At 65.0% G+C, this 21,991-nt stretch carries 22 protein-coding genes; 7 read left to right on the top strand and 15 right to left on the bottom strand.

Translation table 11 applies throughout. The annotated features are described in order from the left end of the window. The first annotated feature begins 6 nt into the window (after positions 1-6). The 6 genes from WG208_RS04365 (at position 7) to WG208_RS04340 (ending at position 4,204) form a co-directional block, all read left to right on the top strand. The gene (locus WG208_RS04365) at positions 7-330 is read left to right on the top strand and encodes a rhodanese-like domain-containing protein (RefSeq protein WP_337170110.1); all 324 of its coding nucleotides are present in this window, start codon (positions 7-9) and stop codon (positions 328-330) included. A gap of 12 nt (positions 331-342) precedes the next feature. Beyond that, the gene (locus tag WG208_RS04360) at positions 343-1,242 is read left to right on the top strand and encodes an alpha/beta fold hydrolase (protein WP_337170109.1); all 900 of its coding nucleotides are present in this window, start codon (positions 343-345) and stop codon (positions 1,240-1,242) included. A gap of 126 nt (positions 1,243-1,368) precedes the next feature. Then, positions 1,369-2,142: a fatty acid desaturase gene (locus WG208_RS04355; RefSeq protein ID WP_337170108.1), complete on the top strand. Its 774-nt coding sequence runs from the start codon at positions 1,369-1,371 to the stop codon at positions 2,140-2,142. Between the two features lie 2 nt (positions 2,143-2,144). After that, positions 2,145-2,423 (top strand): oxidative damage protection protein, encoded by a 279-nt coding sequence (locus WG208_RS04350; RefSeq protein WP_337170107.1) that lies wholly within the window; start codon positions 2,145-2,147, stop codon positions 2,421-2,423. 617 nt (positions 2,424-3,040) lie between these two features. Continuing rightward, a complete protein-coding gene (locus tag WG208_RS04345) occupies positions 3,041-3,571 on the top strand; it encodes a MarR family transcriptional regulator (RefSeq protein WP_337170106.1) in 531 nt (176 codons plus the stop codon). Between the two features lie 117 nt (positions 3,572-3,688). Then, positions 3,689-4,204, top strand: a complete 516-nt coding sequence (locus WG208_RS04340) for a YceI family protein (protein ID WP_337170105.1) — start codon at positions 3,689-3,691, stop codon at positions 4,202-4,204. Positions 4,205-4,284: 80 nt separating this feature from the next. On the opposite strand, the gene WG208_RS04335 is transcribed toward WG208_RS04340, so the two are convergent. The 9 genes from WG208_RS04335 to WG208_RS04295 all read right to left on the bottom strand — a co-directional run bounded on the left by WG208_RS04335 (position 4,285) and on the right by WG208_RS04295 (position 14,428). After that, positions 4,285-5,394 (bottom strand): hypothetical protein, encoded by a 1,110-nt coding sequence (locus WG208_RS04335; RefSeq protein WP_337170104.1) that lies wholly within the window; start codon positions 5,392-5,394, stop codon positions 4,285-4,287. An 82-nt stretch (positions 5,395-5,476) separates the two neighbouring features. Further along, on the bottom strand, positions 5,477-7,084 hold the full coding sequence (locus WG208_RS04330) for a S41 family peptidase (RefSeq protein WP_337170103.1): 1,608 nt from the start codon (positions 7,082-7,084) through the stop codon (positions 5,477-5,479). 121 nt (positions 7,085-7,205) lie between these two features. Continuing rightward, positions 7,206-8,063, bottom strand: coding sequence for a replication initiator protein A (locus WG208_RS04325; RefSeq protein ID WP_337170102.1), 858 nt, complete (start codon positions 8,061-8,063; stop codon positions 7,206-7,208). A gap of 50 nt (positions 8,064-8,113) precedes the next feature. Continuing rightward, complete coding sequence (locus WG208_RS04320) at positions 8,114-9,124, bottom strand: threonine/serine dehydratase (protein WP_337170101.1); 1,011 nt, start codon at positions 9,122-9,124, stop codon at positions 8,114-8,116. 3 nt (positions 9,125-9,127) lie between these two features. Beyond that, complete coding sequence (locus tag WG208_RS04315; protein ID WP_337170100.1) at positions 9,128-9,952, bottom strand: peptidase E; 825 nt, start codon at positions 9,950-9,952, stop codon at positions 9,128-9,130. Further along, positions 9,949-10,893 (bottom strand): SEC-C domain-containing protein, encoded by a 945-nt coding sequence (locus WG208_RS04310; RefSeq protein WP_337170099.1) that lies wholly within the window; start codon positions 10,891-10,893, stop codon positions 9,949-9,951. The genes WG208_RS04315 and WG208_RS04310 overlap by 4 nt, the downstream gene beginning before the upstream one ends. 61 nt (positions 10,894-10,954) lie before the next feature. Beyond that, on the bottom strand, positions 10,955-11,665 hold the full coding sequence (locus WG208_RS04305) for an SDR family oxidoreductase (protein ID WP_337170098.1): 711 nt from the start codon (positions 11,663-11,665) through the stop codon (positions 10,955-10,957). Positions 11,666-11,779: 114 nt separating this feature from the next. Next, positions 11,780-13,156 carry a Fic family protein gene (locus tag WG208_RS04300; RefSeq protein ID WP_337170097.1) on the bottom strand — a complete coding sequence of 459 codons (1,377 nt, stop codon included), beginning with the start codon at positions 13,154-13,156 and terminating at the stop codon, positions 11,780-11,782. Between the two features lie 186 nt (positions 13,157-13,342). Further along, complete coding sequence (locus tag WG208_RS04295; protein ID WP_337170096.1) at positions 13,343-14,428, bottom strand: ADP-ribosylglycohydrolase family protein; 1,086 nt, start codon at positions 14,426-14,428, stop codon at positions 13,343-13,345. 115 nt (positions 14,429-14,543) lie between these two features. Between WG208_RS04295 and WG208_RS04290 the strand changes: the two genes are divergently transcribed. Continuing rightward, the gene (locus tag WG208_RS04290; RefSeq protein WP_337170095.1) at positions 14,544-14,939 is read left to right on the top strand and encodes a DUF3568 family protein; all 396 of its coding nucleotides are present in this window, start codon (positions 14,544-14,546) and stop codon (positions 14,937-14,939) included. Between the two features lie 439 nt (positions 14,940-15,378). Here the strand turns inward: WG208_RS04290 and WG208_RS04285 are convergent, their stop codons facing one another. The 6 genes from WG208_RS04285 to WG208_RS04260 all read right to left on the bottom strand — a co-directional run bounded on the left by WG208_RS04285 (position 15,379) and on the right by WG208_RS04260 (position 21,905). Then, complete coding sequence (locus WG208_RS04285; RefSeq protein WP_337170094.1) at positions 15,379-16,479, bottom strand: alanine--glyoxylate aminotransferase family protein; 1,101 nt, start codon at positions 16,477-16,479, stop codon at positions 15,379-15,381. 43 nt (positions 16,480-16,522) lie between these two features. Beyond that, positions 16,523-17,218: an HAD family hydrolase gene (locus WG208_RS04280; RefSeq protein ID WP_337170093.1), complete on the bottom strand. Its 696-nt coding sequence runs from the start codon at positions 17,216-17,218 to the stop codon at positions 16,523-16,525. Beyond that, positions 17,215-18,615, bottom strand: coding sequence for an FAD-binding oxidoreductase (locus tag WG208_RS04275; protein WP_337170092.1), 1,401 nt, complete (start codon positions 18,613-18,615; stop codon positions 17,215-17,217). Before WG208_RS04275 ends, WG208_RS04280 begins: the two co-directional genes overlap by 4 nt. 3 nt (positions 18,616-18,618) lie before the next feature. Next, positions 18,619-20,223, bottom strand: coding sequence for a phosphoglycerate dehydrogenase (gene serA, locus WG208_RS04270; RefSeq protein WP_337170091.1), 1,605 nt, complete (start codon positions 20,221-20,223; stop codon positions 18,619-18,621). Positions 20,224-20,295: 72 nt separating this feature from the next. Then, a complete protein-coding gene (locus WG208_RS04265; protein WP_337170090.1) occupies positions 20,296-20,694 on the bottom strand; it encodes a MerR family transcriptional regulator in 399 nt (132 codons plus the stop codon). Positions 20,695-20,897: 203 nt separating this feature from the next. Further along, positions 20,898-21,905 carry a sigma 54-interacting transcriptional regulator gene (locus tag WG208_RS04260; protein WP_337170089.1) on the bottom strand — a complete coding sequence of 336 codons (1,008 nt, stop codon included), beginning with the start codon at positions 21,903-21,905 and terminating at the stop codon, positions 20,898-20,900. Between the last annotated feature and the right edge of the window lie 86 nt (positions 21,906-21,991).

Below are 21,991 nucleotides of genomic sequence, written 5' to 3'. Positions count from 1 at the left end.
CCGCGCATGGCTATCGAGTATCTCCATCCCACCGACGTCGCGGCGCGGCTCACGCAGGACGCGCCGCCGCTGATCATCGATGTGCGCGAACCATGGGAATATGGTCTCGCGCATATCGAGCCCAGTGAACTGATCCCGCTCTCGGAGCTTCCGGACCACGTGCATACACTCGACCCCACGCGGTCCTATGCACTGCTCTGTCATCACGGCATGCGCAGTGAGATGGCGGCCAACTGGCTCGCGCAGCAGGGCTTCCAGCATCTGGTGAACATCGAAGGAGGTATCGATGCCTGGAGCATGCACGTGAATCCGGATATTCCGCGGTACTGAGTCCCTTCGCGCATGACGATGTTTCGTACCCGGCGCGCAACGATCGCGGCCCGGTTCGAGGGTGAGGACGAGGCCAGGCGCCCGCGTGATGTCAGTGGCATCGTGCGGGGCGCCGAGCCGTTCCGGCTGACGGGCGTGAACGGGATCGCGGTGCTGTTGCTGCACGGCTTCAACGACACGCCGCAGTCGATGCGCTATCTGGCGTCGGCGTTGCACGGCGTGGGCTACACGGTGGACGTGCCCCGGTTGCCGGGCCACGGCGGTTCACTCGCCGAACTGGCGCGTGACGGTCATGCCGACAACTGGCGCACCCATGTGCGTGGCGCGTATGCCGAGCTCCGTGCGACACACCGCATCGTGCATCTCTGCGGACAGAGCATGGGCGGCGCCCTGGCGTTGCTGCAGGCGCACGAGACGCCCGATCAACGCGCACTCGTGCTGCTGGCTCCGTATCTGGGCATGCCGTTCGGCCTCTGGTGGCAGACGTATGCCGCGGCCGTGCTGCAATGGGTCACGCCGTATCAGAGAAGCAGGGGCGCCGAGCATTCCATTCACGATCCGGAAGCGCGGGCGCAGGCCCTGGGCCCCGGCATCGTGACCGCCGAGGCGTTGGCCGGTCTGCGTACCATCGCGCAGGCCGCGCACCGGGCACTGCCCACGTTGACGGTGCCCACGCTGTATCTGCAGTCACGGGAAGACAATCGCATTGCGGCTGCCGACGCGGCGCGGTATTTCGCGCGCATCGGCAGTGCGGTGAAGGAGCAGCGCTGGCTTACGGGGTGTGGTCACATCATCTCGGCCGACTACTGCCGCGACACCGTGTTCGAGGCGACGCGGGACTGGTTCCGGCGTTTCGAGGACGGTCTCCAGGATGGTCACGGGGATGGCGTCGATGGCAGCGCGAGCGATTGAAAGGCGTCGGGGCCGGGTGACGCCAGCCCTCACCCGGCACTAATTTTTGCAGGTTGCCGCCGGGACGTCGAGCTGGTTCGGAGCCTCGGCGGGCACCATGCAGTCGTCACCGTTTGGAGTCGTTACATGCCCGAGTTCGGAAGCTGGGGAACCGACTGGTGGAAGCCGGTCGTCTTCATCCTCGTTGCCGGTCACCTCACCAACATCTGCGTCACCCTTTTTCTGCACCGCTCGCAGACTCATCGCGGGGTGCAGTTCCATCGCCTGGTCGAATTGCCGATGCGCGTCTGGCTCTGGCTGACCACGGCGATCCGCACGAAGGAATGGGTGGCCTGTCACCGGAAGCATCACGCCTTTGCCGACCGGGAAGGCGATCCGCACAGCCCTGTCGTGGAAGGGCTGCGCAATATCCTCCTCAAGGGTGCCTTTTATTACCGCAAGGCGGTGCGTCAGCCCGGCGTGCTGGAGAAGTACGGCAAGGGCACACCCGAGGACTGGCTCGAGCGGCACCTGCTCGACAAGCGCTCCAGCGTGGGCATCCTGGTCATGCTGGCCATCGACATCTGGCTCTTCGGCTGGTTCACTGGCCCGGTGGTGTGGGCGGTGCAGATGATCTGGATCCCGTTCTGGGCGGCCGGCGTCATCAATGGCATCGGACACGCGCTCGGCTATCGCAATCATGACGTGAAGGACGAGAGCCGCAACATCTCCCCGATCGGCATCATCATCGCGGGTGAGGAGTTGCACAACAATCATCACGCCGATCCCCACTCGGCCAAATTCGCACATCGGTGGTTCGAATTCGACATCGGCTGGATGTACATCAAGCTCTTGTCGCTGTTCGGACTGGCCCATGTGAAGTACGCGCGTGAAGGCACCCACGTGCGCATCGCGGAGTGATCATGGCGGATATCACCTGTACCCGATGCGGTCAGACCCGCGAAGGATTCGAACGGCCGCCGTTTCCCGGGGCCATCGGCGCGCGCATCGTGGGCGAGATCTGCAAGGACTGCTGGGGGCAGTGGCTCAAGCAGCAGACCATGCTCATCAACCACTATGGCCTGAACGTGATGGATCCCCAGGCGCGGACGTTTCTGACGCGCAACATGGAGGCCTATCTGTTCAAGACCGGTCAGAGTGAGGACGTGGACACCACCAAGCAGGGCACGGTCAACTGGTAGGAGGTCGTCATGGGTGGATGATTCCCCTTCCGCACGACAACGATTCATGACAAACGCCCCGCCCGGAAATCCGGACGGGGCGTTGTTGCGTCAGAGGCGAAGCTGAAGGACCAGCGTCGGCTGATGGAAGTGTCAGTTCAGACCGGCAATGTAACGCGCCAACCGACCACAGCTCGTGCACTTCAGTGTCACGTGCGAATTGGGCGGCGGGGGATGCGCAACGGGGTCGCGGTCGATGTGCCCGGAGCAGGACGGGCAGCTCAAAGGAAGCCCAGTGCGGTCCGCGGCGATCAGATGCAGCGCCTGCGCTGGGTTGTACGTGTTCGGTCGTGGCTTTCGCATCACGCCTCCTCGCGTAAGGTGCACCGACCATATCGGCGGTCGGCCTCAGTAACCTAAACGGACCGGGGACGATTGTGCACCGTTATCACCAACTTTTCATCTTCGGGATAACCTTTTCTTGTGTATATTAGAGGTTACTAATCGAATTGTGCGGAATTGTTATCCCGTTATTGCCGGTTATGACGTAAAAGGCGAGCGTTTCGTACCTAAAACGGTACTACTTATCATCTTAGCCCTTGCGGAGAAAGCACGGATTGCCGAGGCTTTAGGGAATCATGGCGACCATAACACAACCAATCAGCGAAGGCGCAGCTCAGGGGCACTCTGAGGCGCATGAGCCCGACGTCGACGCGACCACGCTGTCGGCGCTGCGGCTGTGGGTGATCATGAATCGGGCGCAGTCGGCGGTGACCGCGCATGCGGCCGCGGACGTCGCCCGTCATGGATTGACGTTGGCCGAGTTCGGCATTCTGGAGGCGTTGTATCACCGTGGCCCGATGTTGCTGGGCGAGGTGCAGCGACGGATTCTGGTGTCGAGTGGCGGCATCACCTTTCTGGTGGACCGGCTCACGGCCAAGGGGCTGGTGGAGCGTCGCACCTGCGACAGCGATCGACGGGCGCGGTATGCGGCCCTGACCGAGCAGGGGCGTGACCTGGTGATGCAGATTTTCCCGGCGCACGCGCGCGAACTGGCGCGGGTGATGAGCGGGATTTCTCTCGAAGACCAGCGTACGGCGACGGAGATCCTGAAGATCATGGGGCGGGCGGCGGCCCAGATGCCCCCCTCGGACGAAAGCCAGGACTGATCCGGGTCTTCCGACGAGTCAACCGGCAAACAAAAGGCCTCTTGACGAGGCCTTTTGAGTTTCTATATTCCTTACCACTGAGATGGTGGCATCACAACAGAATACCAGGAGCTCCGTATGCAGTGGACCTTTGATCCCGCGCACAGCCAGATCCAGTTCTCCGTGAAGCACATGGGCATTTCCACCGTGCGCGGCACGTTCGGCCAGTTCACCGGCAGTATCGAGGATGACAATGGTGTCGTCAAGCATGCCACGGTCGACATCGACGTTGCCTCGCTCGATACCGGCAACGGTCAGCGTGACGATCATCTCCGCAGCCCGGACTTCTTCGATGCCGCCGCGTTTCCGAAGGCCACGTTCGTACTCACGACGTTCGATCGCAACGGCTCCGATGTCACGGCCACCGGCGATCTGACCATTCGCGGCATCACCAAGCCGGTGACGCTGAAGGGCGAAGTGGGCGGTCCCGCCAAGGATCCGTGGGGCAACCAGAAGGTGTCCGCCGAACTCGAGACGAAGATCTCGCGCAAGGAGTGGGGGCTCGTGTGGAATGTCGCGCTGGAGGCGGGTGGTGTGCTCGTCAGCGACGACGTGAAGCTCCGCATCGACGTGCAGGCGGCGCCGGCGGCCTGATCGCCGATTGCATCCGCTGGTGTTCACAGACGACGAAGCCCCCGCCGGATGACCGACGGGGGCTTCGTGTCGTGCAGAACTCAGTTCTTCCAGTCGGCGATGAACAGATTCGTGTCGCCTTCCTTGAGCGCGCCACGATTGGACGCCCAGATCAGCTGCTTGCCATCGGGGCTGAACATCGGGAAGCCGTCGAACTCGCCGTTGGTCGTGACCTGCTCGAGGTTGGAGCCATCGAGATTCACGATGTAGAGATCGAAGTTCCGGCTGCGCGGATTCTTGTGGTTCGACGAAAAAATCACGCGCTGGCCATCGGGCGTCCACGACGGTCCGAAGTTCGCACCACCCAGGGTGGTGATCTGCCGCTGATCGCTGCCATCGGCGTTCATGACGAACAGCTCCATCCTGTTCGGCCGGATCATGCCCTGCTTGAGCAGATCCTGATACGCCTTGAGATCTTCGGGATTGTCATAGTGCCAGGCGCGATAGACGATCTTCGTGCCGTCGGGCGACCACCAGGGGCCGCCGTCGTATCCGGGCGTCGTGGTCAGACGCTTCACATCGGTGCCATCGACATTCATGGTGTAGATGTCGAGGTCACCATCCTTGAGCGACGTGAAGACGATGCGCTTGCCGTCGGGCGAGAGAATGCCTTCGGCAGTGTACGTGCCGTAGTTGGTGAGCCGCGTGAGGTTCTTGCCGTCGCGGTCGACCGTGTACATGTCGTACTTGTCGATGCCCCACACATACCCCTTCGACGGATCCGGACGCGGCGGGCAGGCGCTGTCGGCCGCGTGTGTGGACGAGAAGAACAGACGGTTGCTGCCGGGCAGGAACCAGCCGCAGGTGGTCTTGCCGCCCACCGACACCTTGGTCAGCTCCGTGCCGTCCACGCGCATCGTGTACTGCTGATCGCAGGTATTGCCGTCGCGGGTGGACTGGAACGTGAGCCACTGGCCGTCCTGACTGAAATAAGCCTCGGCGTTTTCACCTCCATTGGTGATCTGCCGGATGTTGGTCAGGTGGGTCTCGCCGGAATCGGCTGTGACGGCGATGTTCAGCGCACCGGCACTGTTGCCGGCGGCGACGGTGGTGTCCCTGCCAGCCGAGTCAGGGCTGCTGCAGGCGGTGGACAACAGCACGATCGCAGTGGCGACCGCGGTGTGCACCGGAAGGCGGTGGGAAATAGACATGGGCAGAACCGTAGACCGGATCTGCCCATGCGGCAATCAGGATAAGTACCAAGGGCCCAAGGCCCCGGTGCTCAGTTGGCGATCAGTTTCCGCTGCGGCGCGCCGTGGCGGGCTTGGCAGCGGGTTCCTGCGCGGCGGCCGCGAAGATCTCCTGCTGGGTGGTGCCCTTGCGCATCAGTTCCACGGCCCGACGGAGCTGGTTGTCGATCTTGAGGCTGCGGCGGAGCACCAGCGTATCACCGAAGGCCACCTTGGCCACGCGGTCCTCGATGACGCGGTCCACGTCGCTGGCGCCGGCGTCCCAGATGGCTTTGTCGATCTTCACCGTGTCCGCCACGATCCGGCGATACACCTCGTCACGCCAGGTGGGATTGAACGTGAAGTCCGGCCGCACCTTCCCCTTCTGCTCCTCAGCCACCGCGTTCACCTGTGCCAGATACTTGCCCCAGCTCGGCAGGAGCGCGCGGCGCAGGACCTGTTCGGGGCTGGTGAGCGTATCGGGGGCGATGATCATGTCGGGCGTGATGCCGCCACCGCCGTAGAGCGTGCGACCCGAAGCCGACTTGTAGAGCGGGCGGGCCTTGCGCACCGAATCCGTCTCCAGGGAATCGGGCGTCACCTCGAGGAACTGCCCATCGGCGTTCATCTTCCGCTCCTTCTGGATGGAGCGACCCGACGGCGTGTACCACTTGCCCGTCGTGATCTTGAGCGCGTAGCCGCCATCGAGATTGTAGACCGACTGCACCAGGCCCTTCCCGAACGACGTGGTGCCCAGCACGAGCGCACGGTCGTAGTCCTGCAGCGCGCCGGCCACGATTTCCGACGCCGACGCCGAATTGCCGTCCACGAGCACCAGGAGCGGCACGTCGGGCGCGAGCGGATCCTGCTGCGAGACGAACTTCTGGAACTCCGCGCGACCACGCACCGACAGCAGTTCCTTCCCCTTGGGGAGGAACAGGTTGGACATGGCGAAGGCTTCTTCCAGAATGCCGCCCGGGTTGCCGCGCAGATCGATGATGATGCCCTTCGCGCCCTTCTTGCGGAGCGCCAGGACCGAGTTGGCGATGTCCTCGGTGGTCTGTTCGGAGAAACGCGTGAGCGGCACGTAGCCGGTGCGCTCGTCGAGCATCATGGCGTAGGGCACCGCCGGCACATGGATTTCGGCGCGCTTGAAACTGAGCTTCACCGGCTGGCCCACGCCGACGCGCAGGAACTGCACGGTGACCGGGGTGCCGATCGGGCCGAGCAGCTTGTTCTGCACCTGCTGGGTGCTGTAGCCGCGGGTGTTCGTGGTGTCGATGAGGGCGATCTTGTCGCCTTCCAGCACGCCCCCCTGCTCGGCCGGCGAATTGGGGAAGACCTTATTGACGGTGACGTAGTCGCCGATCTTCGAGATCTCCATGCCGATGCCGGCATAGCGACCATTGGTGTTGCGGGAGAACTCTTCGAGTTGCTTGGGCGTGAAGAGTTCCGTGTAGGGGTCGTTGAGCTCCTTCACGAGCCCGCGCGCAGCTTTTTCATACAGCTGCTGCGCATCGAGGGTGTCCACGTAACGCAGGGCGACGAAGGTCAGCACCTGGTCGAGAAGTTGTGCGCCACCGCGCGTCGTGCGCGCCTGCAGGGCGAAGCCCGAGGCGAGCAAAGGGACGAACACGAGGGCGGCCAGGGCGGCCTTGCGGTTCCGGGTCATGCGGGTCTCACGAAGGAGGGACCAGAAAAGGTACTGCAGTTACGTACGCACTGGATGGGGTGCTGTTCCCCGTGGGTACTTCCGGGGACCGGCCTGCATCACCCTACCCTACCCATCCAGGTCAGCTTTCGTCGCGCGGACGGGAGCCGAGCACGTAGTCCACATGCCACTGCCGGTCGTACTGCCGGATGGCGATATCGCGCACCAGGCCGGCACTGAGCAGCATCTCGTGGGCTGGTTGGAGGACGCGCTGGAGGTGCGAAGGGTATCGCTGGGTGAGCGGCAGCTGCTCGGCGAGGCGTTCGAGGGGGACACGCCAGGAGAGCCGGCCGTCGGCCCGGGCGACTTCGAGGATGCGGTACAGGCGCCGCGCCACCGGGGACGAGAGGGCGTGATAGCGGGCCGCGGAGAGTGTCACCACGTGCCGGGCGGCCAGATTGGCACGGAGGGTGGTGGACAGGGTGACACGGGCGTCTCCGGGTTCCCCGGCCGCCAGGTTGCCGAAGAGGTGGAGTTGCTCGCGGTCGGCCACGCGCCGTCGTTGCACCGAAACCGTGGACAGCACGGTGAAGCTGGTGTCGGCCAGGGCGCTCTGGGCCGACCAGTAGGCCCCGATGGACTCGAGTGTGGTGCGTTCGAGCCGGGTGAGGGCGGCCCGGAGCTGCTCGTAGGTGCGTCCATCCGCCCGGCGGCCCATGGAGCGCAGGAAGGCGTGCAGTGTGAAGGTGATGGCGCCGTCGGCGGGGGAGCCCGCCTCGTGGTAGCGGTGCAGCAGCTCCACGTAGACGTCCTGGTCGAACGTGCCGGGGAGGCGATCGCCGGGAGCGGGGATGACACGCCAGCGCCCGCCGTTCTCGGTGGTGTACGAGACGGGCGCATCGTCTGCGGAGTCGCTCAGACGGAAGAGCGGGAGTTCCTCGAGCGAGCGGTCGAGGACGACTCCACGCGCGGCCGGGCGGCGGCGAGCGGCGAGGGTCATCGCCGTGTAAGGTGGGCGAGGCGGGCGATGGGCGCTAGGCGGCGGGCGAACTATGGCGACAGATGTTTTGCGTACGTGATCGCATCGGTGTTGCCACCGCACACCACGATCCCCACCTGTCGCCCTTCCAGGCGTTCACGCAACGGGAAACGCAGCGCCGCCATGGCGGCCGCACCGGCCGGTTCGACCACCAGCTTGGCACTGCGGAACAGCATGCGCATGCCTTCGCGGATCTGATCGTCGGTCACCAGCACGATCTCGTCGACGAACCGCTTGTTGAGTGCATACGAGTACGGTTCGGCGCGCGGGGAGCCGAGTGAATCGGCGATGGTGTGTACGGCTTCGATGGTCTGTGGCGAACCGGCGGCAAAGCTGCGATGCAGACTGTCGGCCCCCTCGGGTTCCACCACGTACACCTCGATGCCCGGACGCCATTGTTTCACCGCGCAGGCCACACCGCCCGTGAGGCCACCGCCGCCCGAAGCGACGATGATGGCATCGAGTGTCGTCTGCGTCTCGGCCATCTGCATCATGAACTCGAGACCCACCGTGGCCGTGCCCAGCGCGGTGAGCGGACCTTCGAAGGGATGCACGAGCGTGCGGCCTTCCTCCGCCACGATTTCATCGGCGCGTTCGAACGCCTGATGAATGGTGTCGACCAGCTCGGCGATGCCGCCGAGTTCGCGAAACAACTGAATGCGATACGGATTGGCCGTGCGCGGCATGACCACCTTGGCGGTGGTGCCGAGTTGCTGGGCGGAGTAGGCGAGCGAGATGGCGTGATTGCCGGCCGACACGCCCGTCACGCCACGGGTGAGCGCTTCCGGCGACAACTGCGACATCACCGTCAGCGCGCCCCGCGGTTTGAAACTGCCGGTGTGCTGGAAGAGTTCTTCCTTGAGCCAGACGCCGGTGCGCGGACCGAGTTCCGCGGCGAGCGCGTGGTCGGCGATGCGGCGCACCGGTGTAGTGATCACACGCGTGCCGAGGCGTTCGCGTGCAACACGGATGTCGTCGAGCGACGGGAAGGGAACCGACTCGGCCGTATACGCCATGGACATCGCCTAGATCATCTCCGGTTGCATGACCTTCTCCACCACCTGTCCGTTCACCACACTCACGTGATACACCCTGGCTTCGGCGCGGGTGTGCACGACACGTTTCACCTCGTTGTCCTCGAAGTAGATGCCGGCATCGTTGTCGCACGCGTACCCCGGCTTCATCTCTCCCGAGCCGATGAGCTTGTGATACAGCGGCCGACGTCCCGCCTCGGCGTCGTAGTGGGGCGAGTGGCTGCCCTTCAGGAAGCCCAGGCATTTCACGATGGACAGCGCCTTGGGGCGTGAATCGGTGGTGCCCTCTTCGAACCAGCAGAGCGAACCCGCGCTGGCGCCGCCGAGCACGATACCTCTGTCCCATGCCTGCCGGAGCACGACATCGATGCCCTGCGCCTTCCAGATGGCCTGCTGATTGAGCGTGTTGCCGCCCGAGCAGACGATGGCGTCGGCGGAGAGCAGCACCTCATCCCAGCCCTGTGTCTGCGAGAGGCTTTCGATGAACACGTTCTGCACGAACGGTTCGACGTTGAGCGGCGCGCAGGCCTGGTAGAAGCCGATGGCCGATTGCGGCGAGTCGGCGGAGGCGGTGGGGAGGAAGCAGATGCGCGGGCGTGTCTTGCCGGTGAGCTGCGCCATGTAGGCGATGAACTTCGTGCGGAACCCACCGCCGGCAATGAGGATCTTGCGGGTGGCGCGCGGGGCGGTGGTGTCGTTGGCGAGAGGCGCGGTCATGGCGTGAGCGAGCGCAGGAGAGAGAGGCGAGGTGAGCGCACCAGCGGCGGCGACACCGGCGACGTTGAGCGAGGTGGCGACAAAATCACGACGATTCATGTGGGTTCTCCCGTGTTCTCCGTGGTGTCTTCGAGAATGCCATCGTGGAGATGCTGCGCGTCAGGGTCGGACCCGGCCTGGGAATCTTCGTCCGGATCATCCCAGTAGGCCGTTGCCTGCGCGTGCCAGGCATTGCGCATGACGACGTGTTGCAACGGATCGGTGAGAAACTCACGGGGCACACGGGTCGGATGTGTCGATGCGCGTGTGCGTGCCGCCGGCGCGCGGGTGTTTGATATGGTGCCTGTCGGGTCGTCGCTGTCCGGCGTACCGACACCGGCCAATGCGCGGATGGCATCGGCGACATGTTCCGCCTGGTCGAGCGGCAGCAGGTCGAGATACGTCCCCAGCATGAGCTGAATGTCGTCGAGCGTGAAGAGATACGCGAGGCAGACATCGTCGGGGTGATCCCCGAGGATGCCGGCGTCGTCGTACACGAACGCCGTGGTGCCGGTGAGCAGGTCGTGCAATCCATACCCCACGCCCGGCTCCACCTGCGTCACACGCCAGAGACCGATGCGCGAGTCACGCAGTGCGGCGACGAGCGCGTCGACATCCTGATCCATGCGGGCGCCGTGCCGTGCGCGTTGGGCCTCGAGCCATTGCATGGCCGGGGTGGGCGCGCCGGTTGCAGCCGGACGATGGTGCAGCAGCCAGTGGGCGTAGAACGGCTCGTCGAACTCCGAGAGATCCTGCTCGGCGCTGCCCGCGAACTGATCGAGTGCCGCATTGGCCCATTCGGCGCCGAGCTTGCGGTCGCACCAGTCGAGCAGCTCCTGATGGATGCGGCGATCCCGTTCGAGAAGCTGGACGGCGCGTTTGAGGCGTTCACGCTCGGGCGCCGGCAGGGCGGCCGCCTCGGGCGGCACGGCGGCGCCGTGGCATTTCTTGAATTTGCGGCCGGAGCCGCAGGGGCAGGGGGCGTTGCGATCGATGGACACGGGAACGGGCGGACTGCGGGAGTACAGACGGCAGCGGCCGGGCAGTTCCGATCGTACCGCGCTATGACAGCGTGATGACCTGCCCCGTGACATTGCGGGCGGCCGGACTGATGAGGAAGGCTACCACATCGGCCACCGATTCGCGTTCCACGTAATTGGACTTCTCGCCCATGTCGGCGAGGTTGGTCGCGGTGCGGATGGCGGTGGGGGCCACGGCATTGGCGCGCACGCCATGAAGCTTTTCGTCGAGTGCCACAGCGCGCATGAGCGTGAGCACGCCGCTCTTGGCAGCGGCGTAGGCCGCGAGCCCCTTGGGAGAGCCGGACGGCGTGGCTGCCGCCGAGCCGAAGTAGACGAGGCTGCCCCCGGCTTCACGCAGTGCGGGGAGGAACGCTCGTGTGGTGGCGAACGCCGTGTCGAGGTTGATGGCGAACTGCTGATGCCAGCCATCGGGGTCGGCCTCATCGAGCGGACCGGTGGCACCGAAGCCGCCGGCCACACAGACGACGGCATGGACGCGCGTGGTGGCGTGCGCGGACAGCACGTCGTCGGCCAATGCCTGCGTAGCCGCAGGGTCGGCCAGGTCGGCGGCGTGCGCGGTGATGCGCTGTCCATCGCGGACCGGCTGCAGCTCGGCGGCACGGGCCTCGACGTCGGTCAGCTTGCGGGCAATGAGGGCGAGAGAAAAGCCGGCGGCCGCGAAGTGCCGGGCGAGCGCTTCGCCGAGTTGGCCGGGACGACCGATACCGGTGAGGACGAGCAGGGAGGACATGGCGACCTGCGGTTGACCGCGTGGAGGTGCGTCAGGTATGCCGGGCGGAGTCGATATGTGTCGAGTCTGTATGGAAAACGACAAAAGATATGCACATCAGGCGCGATATAGTCGCTATGGGTGAGTCTCCCGCAGTGTCAATCGCTGCGCCAGACCTTCCGTCGGCTCGAACACGAACGCCTTGCCGGCTTTGAATTGCCGCAGCAGTCCCAGCTCGGCCATCCGCAGAAGGTCCGTACGCGCGGTCTGATAGCTCGTACCATGCGAGAGCTGGTGTGACGCCACGGTGTATCGCGCCAGCGGGGTGCTCAGAGCATGTCGCAACAGGGCCAGTTGGCGCGGGTTCAGGCCCTCTTGCGAGATGGACGCATGTCGCACCAGACGTTCGATGTCGCGCATTTCCCTCGTTTTGCGCGCGAGATACTCGTGCAGCTCATCGATCGCCAGAGAGAGGGTGCGCAACTGGTGCATCACGAAGTATGTGGCGTCGTTGTTGTCGCTCTCTGCATACAGATAGGCCCGGGCATACGCGCCGCGGGCTTTTTTCAGGATGCGCGAGATGGATACGTATTCGCACAGCCAATACCCAGAGCGAGCCATGGACCAGTAAAACAAGGCGCGCGCTGTGCGACCATTGCCGTCCACGAACGGGTGATCGTACGCCAGCCAGAAGTGCAACAGCATGGCGCGGATGACTGGGTGCAGGAATTCGGTATCGGATGTGCCATTGGCAAAATCGCACATGGCCGCCATTCGTCCTGGCAACTCGTCAGCGTGTGGCGGATGATGCAAGATGGTGCCGGTCTCGTCCTCGATGACGATGTGTTCGTCCTGTCGCCGGAAGCGGCCCACCGCCGACGCGTCGTCCAGTGTGTTCTCGGTGAGGGTGCGCTGCAGCGAGAACACCAGCTCGGGTGTGAGTGGTTGCACTCCCTGCTCCCGCACCAGCCGCATGGCCCGATAGTTGTTCAGGATCATGCGTTCGCTGCGTGTGGAGGCTGGTCGCCCTTCCTGGATCATGGCTTTGGCCACCAGACGTGTGGTGGAGGCACCCTCCAGTTGGCTGGACGTGATGGCCTCCTCCACGATGGACTTGAACAGGTAGGTGTCGCGGGTCGCCGCGTTCGTGATCGGTTCGGTGCCGACGAAGTTGCCACCGACATTGCCGCTGGCGTCCCGATCGATCCGATGCAGGAGCTCCAACACTGGAGCGGGCATGGCAACGGCGAACGAACGGCCTTTGGTGTCGAGCAGGGGCAAGGGCCTGGCCATGGCATTGCGGGCGGTGCGCACCGCCAGCCACTGCTCTTCGGCCGAGTAGTCGGCAAGAGGTGGCGCGTGCCTGAATCTGTCCCAGTGGCGGTACTTCCCGCCCGGCGCGGGTCCCAGACCGAGTTGCAGCAGCGTGTTGAAGCGCGCCAGCCCGTCCTCCCTCTCGAGAAGATTGGCCAGGATTTCCTCAGTGGGCGGGGGACTGACGGGCAGTTTCATGTTTCTGGTTATGTCAGGAATCTACTAATTAATACTAAATTAGTAGAAAATGACGTATTCGCCACCTCATTGAATGTCCATTTCTTACTAATGTCTGCTAAATTAGTAGAATTTGGCCATGGGAAATGTCAATTTTCTACTAATTGTTGTCAAATTAGTAGAAACGTCGACACAGACGACGAACCCTCACCTCACAAACCGCGCCACCGCCGCGTCCGCCAGCTCGAACACCCGCCCGTCGTCGTCCCCGTTGACGCGGCCCAGTAGCCCATCCCGCCAGTCGGTGGGAATCCAGGCGGTCCCATAGGCGGCGCCCATGGCGGCGCCCACGATGGCGGCGATGGTGTCGTTGTCCCGTGTGTCGTTCACCGCCACCAGCATGGCCTCCTGGGGATCGCGGCCATGCTGCGCCACGATGTGCATGACGGCCGGCACGGTCTCCAGCAGATAGGCGCCGCTGTACCAGGCCCTGCCGGTATCGCGCACGGTGTGCCGGTGCGTGATGGCATCGCGCACGTGGGTGTCCAGGAAATCCGACAGACTGCCGCGCCAGTGTGCGAGGGCGCCCTGGTGCACGCGGGTTTCGTAGGTCTGCCCCTGATCGAGCACGCGCAGTACTTCCACGTAGGTCTCGAGCCACTCGGCCGGTGATTCGGGGACATCGCCATCGAGCAGGCGCCATAGCAGCGCGACCCAGGCCACACTGCTGGCGATGGCCAGGGGATCGTTGTGTGTCACGGCGGCCGACAGCGCGGTGTCGTACCAGACCTGCGTCCCGCCGCTCACCAGATGCGGCAACACGGTGGGGGCGATACGCATCAGCGCGCCGTTGCCGGCGCTGACCTGGGTAGCCTCCCACCACGGTGCGCCCGTGCGCAGGGCGTTGCAGAAATCGCGCGTGGCCCGGCCGATGCCGAAGATGCGGTCGTTGGCAATACGGAAGGCGAGTTCGTCGGCATCGACGGCACCGTCGGCCAGCAACTGTTCGACGGCCCGGAAGGTCAGTTGGGTATCGTCGCTCGGTGTGCCGGCAGGACGTCCGCCCGCATACCGGCTTGGCAGGTACCCCGAGATGTATCCGTATTCCGCTGCCCGTTCATCGGGGTTCATGCGCTCCGTGCGATTGCCCAGCGCATCGCCGATGGCCACGCCGAGCAGCATGCCGCGTACCCGGTCGGCGATGTCGGAGGCCTCGATCGCGGGGGCGGGCGGCAGGATCGCCAGACGATCGCGATCGAGGCGGGGAATCCAGGAGGAAGGGGAAGGTGACATGATGATGTGCAAGCTATCTCGATCGCGCTGTGGGGGCTGCCGCATCAGAACCTCGCCCGCACGGCCGGGTATGTCGGGTATGTGAGCACACCTTCACTCTTCCACGAGCACCGCCATGCCACGTTTCTCCCGCGCTCTTCCGTTTGCCCTGATCGCCACCGTCACCATGTCCACCAGCGGCTGCTTCCTGGTGGCTGCCGGAGCGGGCGCCGGTGCTGCCATTGCCTACACGCAGCGGGGAGCCTCAGCGTCGGTTCCGGGTTCGGTGAATGCGGTGTTCGGCAAGGCGCAGTCGGCATTCAGCGCCATGAGCATCAGCGAGACGGGGCAGAGCACCGAAAACAGCGGTGCGTTGCGCCGGCTCGTGGGCAAGATGGGTGACAATGAAGTCACCGTGGAGATCAAACGCTCCAGCGACGAGGTCGCGGCCGTGGAGGTGATCGCGAAAAAGAATGTCGTGGACTACGACAAGGATCTCGCGAAGCGGGTGCTGGATCGGATCGTGAAGTGAAATTGAAGCGGCAACGGGTCGTAGGCGGTGGGTTTGGGGGTGACCTGCAGGGTTTCGGGTGACGGGCCCGGTGACGCGGGACGCGCACCAGGACCCGGCAGGTCATCTTCAAACCCACGTCCGCTGATGTGGGGCCGCTTACGGCGGCGATCAGAGGATCAACTGCAGGATACCAGCGGGATGGTTCCCCATGCACGACGAAGACGTCGGGATACCGGACCCATCGCTGGTATCCTGCCGGTATCCTGTTGTTCATCCTGCTTTATCGCGCCCGTAGGGCGCCCTTCACAATTTGCGGCCCTCTCCCCAAGCAGGACATCCATCACGAATCCGGTCGCATGATCCTTCCGACGTCATCCAATACCCCAGCAGAGCAGCCCAATTAAGGGAGTTGTTTTTGGCCTTTCGCTAATCAAGCAAATGCCGGTTCGCTTAATTATCACCCGTCCAGAATCTCCTCCACCGCCTCCGCCGTCGCTTCCAGCACTCGCTCGAGTCCTTCCATGGTGTGATCGCCCATGTGGCCGATACGAAAGGTGCTGCTCTTGAGCTTGCCGTAGCCGCCGCCGATCACGAAGCCGCGCCTGGCCACGGCCTGCACCACGGCATCGCCCTGGAGCTGCGGGGGCAACGACACGGCGGTAACCGTGTGACTCGCCGCGCCATCCGGCGCATACACCGAGAATTCGGCACCCACTCGCGCGCGCAGTTCGTGCACCCAACTGTGCGTGTGCTCGGACATGGCCGTGTGCCGGTCCCATCGCCGCTCGATGGTTTCCTGCGCGATGCGCTCGCCCTGCACGGCCGTGGCGTACAGCAACGACAAGGCGGGCGTATTGGGGGTCTGGTTCCTGTGGATGTACTGCTCGAACTCCACGAGGTCGAAATACAATCCCCGCCCGCCCGCCGCCCTGGCTTCGCCGATGAACTTCTCGCTGGCCACGCCGAATGCGAGCCCGGGCGGCAACGCCAGCGCCTTCTGTGATCCGGTGAGCACAAAATCGAGTTCCCAGGCGTCCGTTTCCACCGGGACGCCGGCCAGTCCGGTCACCGAATCCACCAGCACGGCGCAGTCGTACCGATGCGCGAGACGGGCGAGCGGCTCGAGTTCGGTGAGCACGCCGGTGCTGGTTTCGGAATGCACCACCGTGAGCGCCGCATATCCGCCGCGCTGCAGCGCGGTTTCCACCACGTCGAGCGATACGGGCATGCTCCAATCGCCGCCGATCACGGTGGATTCACGTCCGCACGACTGCGCGATGTTGGCGAAACGCTCGCTGAACGCGCCGTTCACCAGACACAGAATGGCGCCCGGCCGCGCGCACCGGATGGCGGCTTCCATGAGACCCGTGGCGCTCGAACTCGACACGTACACCGGCCGGGTCGTCCGGAAGATGGGTTTGAGGCCCGCCTGAATACGCGCGAACAGCGCTTCGAAGGCGGCACCCCGATGGGGCAGCATGGGCTGCAGCATCGCCCGCAGCACATCGGGATGCACTTCCGTGGGGCCGGGCAGAAAAAACGTGCCGAAGTCGCTCATGAGTCGCTCAGGTGTTGCTCAGGTGTTGCTCAGGGATCTGCTTTCAAACCAGGATCGAACCGCGATCGAACAGCAGGGGATACAATGCGTCCACCGAATTCGCTTCGGCGTCCGCCACGGCGACCACTTTTTCGCGACGGGCCACACCGGTGAAGGCGAAGAAGGCGTCCACCACGCCACGCACGGCCGCATCGGTGCTGCCATCGCCCACCATCGCCACGGGGCCGCGCAGCCGCAGGGCGTTCACGATCTGCGGCTTGCCCTGTTGTGTGGCCAGCGGCTGCGCTCCGTCGAGCAGACTGAACGTGCCATCGGTATCGCGCACGAGCGACACGGCATGCACCCGGTCCGCGGCAACGCCCAGGTGCAATGCCAGGGGAACGATGGCGGCACGCAACCCACCGCTCAGCATATGCACATGCACGCGGGCGTCGAGCAATGCACGCACCAGCTCCGGCATGCGCGGCACGATGGCTTGCTGGTAGGCATCACTCAGCATCAGCAGTTCCGCGCCAGTGGGGCGGATCCGTTCGAGTCGCTGCGTGTAGGCGGCGTCGATGGGGATCTCGCCATCCATGGCCCGTGCGGTGAGTGTTTCACACTCCCGTGCGGTCGCGGCGTCGCGCAGTGTGGCCAACCAGTCGATGCCTTCGATGCTGGCGAGAGTGGAATCCACATCGAATACGACGGTCTTGAAGCGTGGCCTTCCGTACGCCACCGAGGCGCTCCTGGTGCTCACAACACATTCCCCGGTGCGAGCAATCCGAGAGGATCGAGCTCACGCTTGAGTGCGCGCATCACGCGCTGCTGTACGTCGCTGGCCTGCAGTGGCAGCCACCGCCGCTTGATCTTTCCGATGCCATGCTCGGCGGCCACGGTCCCCCCCATCGCGATCACGGCTTCCAGTGTGGCGTACACCACCCGTTCGATGCGGGCGAGTTCGTCGGTATCCTGCGCGATGATGTTCTGATGCGGGTGGCCATTGCCGGCATGGCCATACGCAATCCCGCGCGGGGTACCGGCTTCGTCGGCGAAACGCCGGGCCATCGTGAGCGCTTCGGCGAGCCGTGGATACGGCACGGCCCAGTCGGTGCTGACCTTGCGTCCGCCAAAAGCGCGTCGTGCGGCTCCGCGCTCGTTCATGGTGGCCGGCACGGCATGGCGCATGCGCCGTGCATCGTTCAGCGCACTCGCGGAATCGTACACCCGGATGTCTTCGGTGGAGGCGTGATGCGCCTCGGCCAGCGCCAGCCAGGCGTCGAGTGGCAATTCGGTATCGCTGTCATCGGCGCCCGTCTCTTCGACGTACACCATGGCCGAGATGCCCGGCGCCCAGGCGCCGCCACCTTCGGCCGTGCGCGCGATCTCCATCGCGCCCTGATCGAAAAATTCGAGACAGCGGGGATGCACATCACCCGCGCGGCGTGCAGCCACCACGAAGGCCAGTGCGTCCGCCTCGTTCACGAACGGTACGGCGAGACCGAGCACCTGCGGTGGCAGTGCGTGCAGGGCGAACTCGGCTTCCACCACCACGCCCAGGGTGCCCTCACTGCCCACGAACCAGTCGACCGGATCGTGGGCAATGGGATATCCCACCGTGTTCTTCTCGAGCGCGGGACGACGCAGTTCGAGTTGCTCGCCGTTGGCCAGCAGTACCGTCAATGCCCGGACATGCGGACCGGTCGCGCCGTAACGCAACGAACGCGCTCCCGAGGCATTGCAGGCAATGGCGCCGCCGATGGTGCTCTCTTCCTCGCTGGTGGGATCGGGCGTGAACAGCAGCCCTGCCGCCTCGGCGGCACGTCGTACGTCGGCAACGATCGCTCCGGCACCCACGCGGATCAGGCGCGCATCGGTATCGACTTCGCCGATGTGCGAAAGGCCGCGCAGCGACAGCAGGACGCCATGATCGACGATGGATGCTCCCGTGGTACTCGACTGTGCGCCGGCCGGTGTGACCGCCAGGCGATCGGTCGTGGCCGCCCGCAGCAGCTCCCGCACTTCCGCCACCGAGGTGGGACGCGCGACCATGTCGGGCACCATCTCGAGTCCCGACACATCACGGGCAAACGCGCGTCGGACGTCTTCGTCGTGCGTGATGGTGGGGAGCGTGCCTACGGTCGTGTGCCCGTGCACGTGTCATTCGTCGCGGAAGTGCACGATGCTGGCCGAACGAACGTCGGACAGCTCGAGCAGCGCCTTGCGTGTTTCTTCACTCACCGTGCCGTCCACCGACACGGCCGCCAGCGCGTCACCGCCCTGCGCCAGACGGGCCTGATGATATTCGGCGATGTTCACGCCGCGTTCGCCCAGCAGCGTCCCCACCCGACCGATGACACCGGGCACGTCGTGGTTGGTGAGCACGAGCAGTGTCTGGCGCGGATTCACGTCCACATGGAACGATCCGATGCGTGTGAGCCGCGGGGTGCCGCCTTCTGGCGCGACGCCAGCCACGGCAAGCTGCTGCATGCCCCCCGACAGCGAGACTTCGAGCGCACGGCCGGTGCCAAGTTCCGTCGTTTCGGCAACCGACAGTTCGAGGCCACGCGTTTCGGCGAGCGACCGCGCGTTGATGAGATTGAGACGGTCGGTTTCGATCACACCTTCGAGGACACCAGCGGCGGCCGCGGCGAGCATGGCGCCCGTGCCGTGCGCGAGATCGGGGCTCACGCGCAACGCGACGCGACGCACCGCCCGCATACCCTGATCGGCGAGCACCGCGCGGGCGACTGCCGCCGCGCGCCGCGCAAGCAGCATGGCACTCTGCAGTTCGCTCCACTCACCGGTGGCTCCCGACACGTTGATGGAGCGCGAGAGATCGTTGCGCAACAGCGCATCGCGCACGGCCACGCAGACATCGCGAGAGACATTGCGCTGCGCTTCGACGGTGTTCGCGCCGAGATGCGGCGTGAGCACCAGATTGGGAAGCGCGCGAAGCGGGCTGTCGGACGCGAGCGGTTCGACGCTGAACACATCGAGCACGGCGCCGCGGAGCTGATCGGTTTCGAGCGCTGCTTGCAGGGCGGCTTCTTCGATCACGCCACCCCGCGCCAGGTTCACCACCACCGAGCGGGCCGGCAGTCGCGAGAGTTCGCGCTTGCCGATCATGCCGCGCGTTTCGTCGGTGAGCGGCACATGCAGCGTGAGGATGTTCGTTTCGCCGAGCAGTGCGTCGAGCGTGGGTGCGCGGCGTACACGCAGCGCGGCAAACCGCTCGTCGGCGATGTAGGGATCGTAGGCGATCACCGTCATGCCGAAGGCGTGCGCACGCGTGGCCACTTCACTGCCGATGCGGCCGAGCCCCACGATGCCGAGGGTTTTGCCCTTGAGTTCGCGGCCCATGAATCTGGAGCGATCCCATCGCCCGTCGTGCATGGCGGCTGCGGCCGTGGGCAACTGTCGCAGCAAACCGATCACCGTGCCGAAGAACAGTTCGGCGACCGCCACCGTGTTGCCGGCCGGCGCATTGATGATCGCGATGCCCAGCGACGTGGCCACGTCGAGCGCGATGTTGTCGACGCCGACACCGGCCCGTCCGACCACTTTGAGTTTCGCGCCGGCCTGCAGCAATTCGGCCGAGATGCGTGTGGCGCTGCGACCTACGATGGCATCGTAGTCCCCGATGCGGCGCAGCAGTTCGTCCTTGGGGAGCGTGGGCAGTTCGTCCACCTGCAACGCGGGTTCCGCGGTGAGGAGGTCTACGCCTTCTTGGTCGACATCGTCGGTGACGAGGACGCGGAACATCAGTTGTGTCGCGGAGGAAGTTGGGAAACTGCAAAGGAAGCGGAAAGAAGCCGCCTCCTGCTCTGACGGCTGCTACTGTCCGAGCGATCGGCGCAGACTGTCGCGCAGCGCCACCAGCGTGTCGTCTTCGGCTGCCGGCGAATCGTCGCGCACATGCAGCTCCACGCCTTCAGCAACGATAACGCGTCGCCAGCTGGCAACGGCACTGCCGGCGCGCATCGTGCCGGCATCCATCTGCAGTGACAATGCAGGTGCCAGTGACGCCGCGACCCGCCGTTCGAGCGCATCGCCCGTGGTTTCACGCATCTCGGCCTTGATCGACTCCAGCGTCTGTCCCTCACGCTGGCGGATCTTGATGGCGAGCAGCTGCAGCAGATGGCGATAGCCGTACGTGGCGGCGGTGCCGGCGCCTTCAGGGCGATCGAGCAGACCGTTGGCCACGTAGAAGCGCACGGCACGTGCGCTGGGCATGGCGCGAGCGGAGGCGTTGGTGGGCTTCACACCCGCCGAGTCGACGAGAGCGGCTGCGTGCGCCGCGAGGCCGCGTGCATTCCACGGAGCGTGGCGCGCGTGTGCGCGCAGAAGTTGAACGGGAGACTCGGCCATGGGACGGGCAATATATGCATCGCGAGGCCGTCTTGCCCGATCCACCCCCGGTTGTGCCTGAACGATGTTCAGGTCAGGCCGTACCGCTTGATTTTTTCGAGCAGGGTGGAGCGTGCGATGCCCAGAACACGGGCGGTTCTGGTGCGATTGCCACGATTGGATGCCAAGGCGGCGCGGATCGCATCCCGTTCGACTGCATCCAGCGCCCGCGCATGAGCCGTGCGGACGGTTCCCGAACCGTTGGGGCCACCCAGCGAAGCCGGAGGGCCGGCCAGATGGACGACATCGATGGGTGCATCCTGCGCGAGGAGAGCGGCGCGCCAGAGGGTGTCCCGCAGTTCACGAACATTGCCCGGCCACCGATAGGTGAGCAGCCATTCTTCCGCCGCGGTGGTCAATGAGGCGGTGGCCGGTGGGCCTGCAGGCGAAATCGGATGCGGGGGCGACGTGGGCGTGGACCGCGAGATCGAATGCAGGATTGATCGGGCCAACGGCAGAATCTCATCGGTGCGGGCGCGCAGCGGCGGTAGGGTCAATGCGAACGCCTGCAGGCGGTAATAGAGGTCCGCCAGCATGCGCCCCGCGGCCAGGGCATCGGCCAGCGGCGTCCGTGAGCTCGCCATGAGCCGGACGCTGCGGCGAGCGCCACCGGCATCGCCACCGACTCCGAGCTGCGCGTCTTGCAGGCGCTGCAGCAACCCTGCCTGCGCGTCGAGCGGGAGTTGGTCGATCTGGGCGAGGTGCAGTGTGCCCACGCCTCGGATGCCGATGGCGACAGTGGCTTCCTGCGGGGAGTTGAAATCCATCGGTTCAGTACCGAACAGATGTTTCCAGAGATTTCCCGAATGGACGGCTTCGCAGGTGACCTCGAGGAATGCCAGTTGGTTTGTATGCGAACGATTGTGGATGAGCCGAGCCAGATAGCGTTTGCCCGCGCCGGGCTCGCCTTGGAGCAGGACCGGCGTGTCGGCCTGGGCGGCGAGGGAAATCAGCGCATCGAACGCCGGGGTCAGCGGCGGCGGATCGGGCGCATGGGCTTCCGCGGAAAAAAAGCAGGAAGAGGGCAGGGAGATCATGGATGGTCACCGAGGGAGCAAAACCAGACGCCCGCCACCGTCCCATGGGGGCAGTGGCGGGCGTTCCGGTGCAGGGGCGCCGAAAG

Origin of the sequence: Gemmatimonas aurantiaca (genome assembly GCF_037190085.1) — a bacterium.
Classification (GTDB): Bacteria; Gemmatimonadota; Gemmatimonadetes; order Gemmatimonadales; family Gemmatimonadaceae; genus Gemmatimonas; species Gemmatimonas aurantiaca_A.
This window is presented reverse-complemented; position numbering and strand designations above follow the sequence as displayed.